Raw genomic sequence first — 6,000 nt, 5'->3', positions numbered from 1 at the left:
CGCAACCAGCAGCGCCGCACGACCAGCGCTCGCCATCGCCTGGCCCTGCAACAGGCGCGGCATGACACAAGGGCCTGGCAGGTGAAGCGGCGCGAGCGCACGCGGCAATTGATCGAGCTGGGTGGGCTCATTGCCAAGGCCGGCATCGTTGAACTGACCGATGATGATCGTGCCGTGATCTTTGGATTGCTGGTCGAGGCGGCGGCAAAGCTGCGTTCTGACGAGACCGGCAACCAACTGGCGCTGTGGCGGCGGCGCGGGCGGCGAGCTTTCACCGATGCCGACGACACGGACTGAGAAACCGGCAACACCGTTTCCACTACCCGTCGCCAGCGCATTGCTCCGCGCCAGCCACGTCGCCATAGGGACATGCATGGACGACAAGACCAAGGCCCGCATTCTCGGCGTCATCGAACGTGCACCGCAGTGGCTTCGCAACGATCTCGCCGCCAAGGATGCATCGGCTCGCGCCCGCGCCGAAGAGGCGCTGGCGGCAATGCTGGCCGATGCGATCGACGAGGTCGATAAGGCAGCCGGTTGACGGCGAGCGACAATACCTAGGGAAACTGGCGAACCTCCACGGCATAGCCATCCCGAACGGCAGAATGCGATGGGCGAGGCGTGATAAGCAGGCGCTTACGACACCCTGAATAAGCAGGGCTGCAATGGCACTCCCGAACCTAGTGGTGAAGATCGGCGAACTTCGCATCATGCAGGAGTTTGCACATGACGATTGCCCTCCCGAAACCACCGCGCAACTGGGACCCGGTGGTCAAGCTGACCCACTGGAGCATCGTGGCGGCACTGCTTGCCAATGGCGTCTTCACCGAAGGCGGGTCGTGGCCGCATATCTGGGTTGGCTATGCCCTGGCGGGAATGCTGGCGCTCCGGCTGCTATGGGGAATAGTTGGACCACGCGAAGCGCGCTTCTCGGCTTTTCCGCCCAACCTCCGGCAGGCGATGGCCCATATTCGCGAAATCAAGGCTGGCCAGGTCCACGAACAACCGTCGCACAATCCGCTGGGCGCCTTGATGGTCTATGCCATCTGGGCGACGCTCGGCCTTGTCATCGCCAGCGGCATCGCGATGGCCGGCCTGCCGCCCAAGGCGGCGACGCATCCAGATCATGCTGTCGAGCAAGCCGCATCACCTGACGAGGACGAGCGCGAAGGCGAGGAAAGCCCGCTGGCCGAGATGCACGAGACCGCCGTCAATCTGCTCTATGTGCTGGTCGTCTTGCATCTAGGTGGGGTCATATTTGAAACGCGGCGCTCCGGGCGTGGGCTGGTGCTGGCCATGCTGCCTGGTCGGCGGTAAACCAGCTTTATGCAAGGCATCGCCGGATCTCTGGCCAGATCACTCGAACGCAAAGCGCTAATCCTGACGGTGGTGCTCGGGTGTCAGGTGCTGGCGGCGATGTTCTTCGCGCTCGATGTGGCGGGTGACATCACCGACGCCGGGCTGGGCTGGCACCTGTCGATCGAATTGGGAGCGACGCTGGCGCTAGCGGCCGGCGTGGTAGTGGGCGCCATCCATGTGCGTTCGCTGATCGAACGGGCGCGGCAGGATCAGGCGATGCTCGCCGCCGCGCGCGGCGCAATGGGCGCGTTGATCCGTGCCCGTTTTGCCGAATGGCATTTGACCGCAGCCGAGGCCGATGTGGCTCTGTTCGCCATCAAGGGGCTCGATGTTTCCGAGATCGCAGGCCTGCGCGGGTCGGCGCAGGGAACCGTTCGAGCCCAGCTGACGCGAATCTACGCCAAGGCGGGCACCACATCGCAAACCGGCCTGATCGCGCTGTTCATGGACGAACTGATCGATCCGACCACAGCGCTGGAGGGCCAGGGTGACCATGGCTGATACCGGCTTGCTTCATCATCTGCTGATCGCGTTGGGCATTGGCCTGCTGATCGGCGCGGAGCGGGAGCGGCGCAAAGCCCAGCGCCCGTCTTCGGCCGGGCTGCGCTCCTTCACGATTGCCAGTGTGATGGGTTGTGCCAGCGCGTTGACGCCGTGGGGTTGGATGAGTGGCGTCGTCGTCGCCTGCATCACCGCGGTGGCGCTGTTCAGCAACTGGCAGCGGCGCGCCTCTGCCGATCCCGGCATCACGACGGAAATCGCCCTGATCGCCATGCCCCTGCTTGGCGCGCTGTCGGTCAGCGCGCCCGAACTTGCTGGCGCTGCGGCGGTGCTCATCACCATCATTCTTGCCGCACGCGAACCCTTGCATCGCTTCGTCGGGCAAATGGTGACGGCCGATGAGGTGGCAGACGTGCTGCTGATTGCGGGTGCAACGCTGATCGTTCTGCCCATGCTGCCTGATCGCCCGATGGGGCCTTTTGCCGCCCTCAACCCCCATGCCATCTGGCTGGTGGTCATCATGATCCTGGGCATCAATGCGGTGGGGCAAATCGCCACGCGGCTTCTCGGCGCACGATTGGGCGTGCCGATGCTGGGACTGGTGTCCGGCTTCATTTCCAGCTCGGCCACGATCGGCGCGATGGGCGCCTGGGTGCGCGCCAATCCAGCCTCCCTGGCCGCCGGCGTGGCGGCGGCGGTGCTGTCGACGGTGGCCAATTATGTGCAGATGGCGGTGGTCATCAACCTAACCGATCACCGCGCATTTCTGGCAACGGCTGCACCCGTTGCCGCCGCAGCCCTGGCCGCCGCCTTGTCCGGCGGTTGGTTCATGCTGGCAGCATGGCGGGAATCGTCGGCAGAACCACCTACGTTCAGCCGCTCTTTCAATGTTATGATCGCGCTGGTGTTTGCCGCGATGCTGGCGGGAATGCTGATCCTGGTGGCCGCAATGCAGGCATGGTTCGGGACCCTGGGAATTGCTGCTGCCGCCGCCATCGGCGGCGTGCTCGACGTCCACGCTGCCGTCATCTCCATCGCCACGCTGGTGGGTGAGCGGGCAATCACGCCAGCCCAAGCCATCGTGCCGGTCCTGATCGCATGCACCACCAGCAGCATCGCCAAGATGCTGTTTGCGGCCACGGCGGGAACGAAAGCCTTCGCGGCGCGGGTCATCCCAGCGCAAGCCGGCATTGTCGTTGCATCCTGGCTAGCAGGGCTTGCAGCTTTGCAGCTCCTCTAAACCCGCCATGATCGGCATCTGTGCGGGCAAAGTGCCTGCGGTCCGATAATCACCCGGCTTGCCGTGCCGTCGCCTCCAGCTGGGCGATGCCCTGCGTGATGGAGCCGGCGAGACGCGCGAGGCTTAAGACCGCTTATCCGCACCGGAGCTTTTGCCGATGTGCGGATGCGGCGGGGTCGGCTGGCCGAGAGCATGCGGGCATCCTCGGCCGACGCTGACGGTGCAGCCCCGCTTTTCCATAATTCACGCAAAAACTTGGCGCGCGGATTCGCGTCTGGTATCGTGGGGCCGCGCTGCGCAAAGGGCAGCGCCGGGACTGGTAATCCCGCCAGAGAAGCCAACTCGGAAAACATGGTTTTCCGGGGTGTCGCGGCGTATGTCCAGACCTTCGGGTTAAAGGCGGCGACGCATGTCTCTGGCATGTTACCAGCTCCGGCGGCTCCCGCGCGCAAGCGTGCGGGAGCTCGGGATCAGTCCGCGTGATGACCTGAGGCCTTCCGCTCCCCGCTTCTGACGCGGACCGGAGGTACATATGGACACGATCGTTCCTGCTACTTCATCCCACTTTGGCGCCCCTACGCTGGGCGCTGCCATCACCACTTTGCCGGGCAAGAATTCCGAGCTCGGCGCGCTATGGCGACGCTATGACGCGCGGCCCGTTCGGCTCCTGCGCACCCGCGAAGGCCGCGCGCTCAGCCTGGATCGCTATCAGCGCGCAGGCGAGTTCATGGGATCACTTGCCTCGCCCATGGCCGATGACACGGCCTATCTGTTCTACTCGGCCGGCATCGTCGCGCAGTTGGCGATGTCATCTCATCTGCTGGATGTGGGTTTCCCCGACGCGTGGTGTGCCAAGTACATCGGCCTCCATGTCGATCGCTCCCTGGCCTACGCCAATGCCACTGGCTTCGGTTGCGACGATGCCGAGACCGAGAGGCTGATGAACGTGCTCTCGCCCTACTGGAAATGGAACGACCTCAGCCGCGCGCACGGCATCAAGCCTGACACCGGAGGCTTTGCCGTCGACGAGGTTCGCGACATCATTACCGCGCTGGTAGACCATGTCGCCGAGGTGACCGGGCACGGCCGACGCAAGCAGCGCCGGGCACCGTCCTGATCGGTCTCGCCGCGCCAGGCTGATTCGCACGGCAACATCGTTTGCGAGCAATTGATCGCGCGATGCCGCTGACCTTGGCGGTTTTGCCAGCCGCGCAGCCCCTGCGCGCAAAATTTTTTTGGTGTTCGTGCGAGGTCGTACTGGTGCGCTTCGGTGTACCGGGCAGCGTGCTCGCGGCAGATGCCGCATTCCCCGGATTCTCAGGCGCTTGCGCTTTTCCCGCAACGCCCCAATTCTACTCGTGGCCGGCCAATCCAACCCATCAAACAGGAAGGATGTGCCATGAATACCGCCTCCCCCAATTCCTTCGTGCGTCTGCCCCAAGTGCTCAAGGAAACCGGGCTCTCGCGCGCGACGCTCTATCGCAAGGTCCAGAACGGGACCTTTCCGAAGCAGTCGCGCATTGCCACGCGCTGCGTGGGCTGGCGCCGCAGCGCGCTCGACCAGTGGCTGCAGAACCCGATGTTCTATTCCGTCGACGACTTCACCTGATGGGATCCGCACAACGGTGCCGCCCGATGGCAAGTCATCGGGCGGCCTGAATTTTTCACCACGGCCACCAGCGCTGCCACCAGTGCCCATAGACCGCGCGGGTCAGGGTGGAGAGGGCCTTGGCCAGCTCGGCCTGCACCGTCTCGACACTGATGCCATGGCGCTGGGCCAGCTCGGCGTAGCTGGCGCCCTCGAAGCGCACGGCCCCAAAGATCGCCCGCTGGCGCTTGGTCATCCGGCGCAGGCCGCGCTGGCCCCGACGCCAGAACGTGCGCGGCGAGATCGTCGGCAGGACGGGCGTGCCCCATTCGGGCGGAAGAGGCGAGCTCATGGCCGGTCCTCCCCGCAGGCCAGCAGAAAATCGGCGGCCTTGCTGGCCGCACTGGCCGCGCGGAAGATCGCCTTCTCGTCGGCGCACAGCACTTCCAGCCATGCGCCGATGTAATCGGAATGCCGCACGGTCGGAACAATGCCCAGCGCCGCGCAGGCAAAGGCACTGGCCATTTCCGCCACCATTTCCTCTTTTGCGTAGGATGCAGAGCCAAACTTGCCGGTCTGGTCCCGGTCCAGCCGGCTCTTGTGGCCGGTGGCATGACCGAGTTCATGCAGGGCCGTGCGAAACCAGTTGATTGGCTCGAGGAAGGCAGCCTGGGGCGGCACCTGCACCACGTCATGGGTGGGCGAATAGAACGCTTCCCCGCCACCGATGCGGAAGGTCACCCCGCTATTCTGAATCACGCGATCAGCGCCGGCAATGGCCAGCTCAGGCGCAATCGGTGCCACCGGGGCAATCATGTCCTCGGGCAGGCCTTCGCACTGGTCGAGGTTGAACACGGTAAAGCGCTTGAGAAAGGCCACGGTGCGCGCTTCGCGGTCTTCGTCTCTGGCCTTGGCGGCTTCCTCGCGCGGGGTGAAGCGATCGGCATAGCAGACCACCGTCCCCTTCTCGCCGCGCCGGATATGCCCCCCAGCCGCTTCGGCCTGGCGATAGGTCAACCAGCGCTGCGAGGAAAAGCCCTGCTCGATGGCAGAGGTCCAGAGAATGAGAATATTGATCCCTGAATAAGTCCTACCCGAACCGGCATTGTGGGGCAGCGTGCAGGGACGGTGGCTGGCGTCCCATGGCTGCACCCAGGGCAGGCGCCCGGCTTCGAGTTCGGCAATGATGCGGGAAGTCACCTCGGCATAGAGGGACTGGCGTTCAGTTGTGCTCACGGTGCTCATGATCTTCAAGCTCCTTAAACCGCCATGGCCCGGCGCCGGGGTGGCGGGGGGCGGCAGGAGCGGACCA

At 64.7% G+C, this 6,000-nt stretch carries 9 protein-coding genes; 7 read left to right on the top strand and 2 right to left on the bottom strand.

The features are described from left to right. The 7 genes from FHT19_RS23915 to FHT19_RS23885 form a co-directional block, all read left to right on the top strand. A partial coding sequence (locus tag FHT19_RS23915; RefSeq protein WP_248290637.1) for a conjugal transfer protein TraD occupies positions 1-297 on the top strand: 297 nt, incomplete at its 5' end. A gap of 76 nt (positions 298-373) precedes the next feature. After that, the gene (locus tag FHT19_RS23910; protein ID WP_169477082.1) at positions 374-541 is read left to right on the top strand and encodes a DUF6771 family protein; all 168 of its coding nucleotides are present in this window, start codon (positions 374-376) and stop codon (positions 539-541) included. A 185-nt stretch (positions 542-726) separates the two neighbouring features. Beyond that, positions 727-1,317, top strand: coding sequence for a cytochrome b/b6 domain-containing protein (locus tag FHT19_RS23905; RefSeq protein WP_169477081.1), 591 nt, complete (start codon positions 727-729; stop codon positions 1,315-1,317). A 9-nt stretch (positions 1,318-1,326) separates the two neighbouring features. After that, the gene (locus FHT19_RS23900; RefSeq protein WP_169477080.1) at positions 1,327-1,860 is read left to right on the top strand and encodes a helix-turn-helix transcriptional regulator; all 534 of its coding nucleotides are present in this window, start codon (positions 1,327-1,329) and stop codon (positions 1,858-1,860) included. After that, positions 1,853-3,100, top strand: coding sequence for a DUF4010 domain-containing protein (locus tag FHT19_RS23895; protein ID WP_248290638.1), 1,248 nt, complete (start codon positions 1,853-1,855; stop codon positions 3,098-3,100). Before FHT19_RS23900 ends, FHT19_RS23895 begins: the two co-directional genes overlap by 8 nt. A gap of 532 nt (positions 3,101-3,632) precedes the next feature. Further along, a complete protein-coding gene (locus tag FHT19_RS23890; protein ID WP_169477079.1) occupies positions 3,633-4,217 on the top strand; it encodes a hypothetical protein in 585 nt (194 codons plus the stop codon). Positions 4,218-4,499: 282 nt separating this feature from the next. Then, complete coding sequence (locus FHT19_RS23885) at positions 4,500-4,709, top strand: AlpA family phage regulatory protein (RefSeq protein WP_169041624.1); 210 nt, start codon at positions 4,500-4,502, stop codon at positions 4,707-4,709. Between the two features lie 55 nt (positions 4,710-4,764). On the opposite strand, the gene FHT19_RS23880 is transcribed toward FHT19_RS23885, so the two are convergent. Then, entirely contained in the window at positions 4,765-5,040 is a 276-nt protein-coding gene (locus FHT19_RS23880; RefSeq protein ID WP_248290636.1) for a sigma-70 region 4 domain-containing protein, read from the bottom strand. Further along, positions 5,037-5,933 (bottom strand): zincin-like metallopeptidase domain-containing protein, encoded by an 897-nt coding sequence (locus FHT19_RS23875; RefSeq protein WP_169477078.1) that lies wholly within the window; start codon positions 5,931-5,933, stop codon positions 5,037-5,039. Before FHT19_RS23875 ends, FHT19_RS23880 begins: the two co-directional genes overlap by 4 nt. Positions 5,934-6,000: the final 67 nt, after the last annotated feature.

This window comes from Novosphingobium sp. SG919, assembly GCF_012932495.1.
Classification (GTDB): domain Bacteria; phylum Pseudomonadota; class Alphaproteobacteria; order Sphingomonadales; family Sphingomonadaceae; genus Novosphingobium; species Novosphingobium rhizosphaerae.
This window is presented reverse-complemented; position numbering and strand designations above follow the sequence as displayed.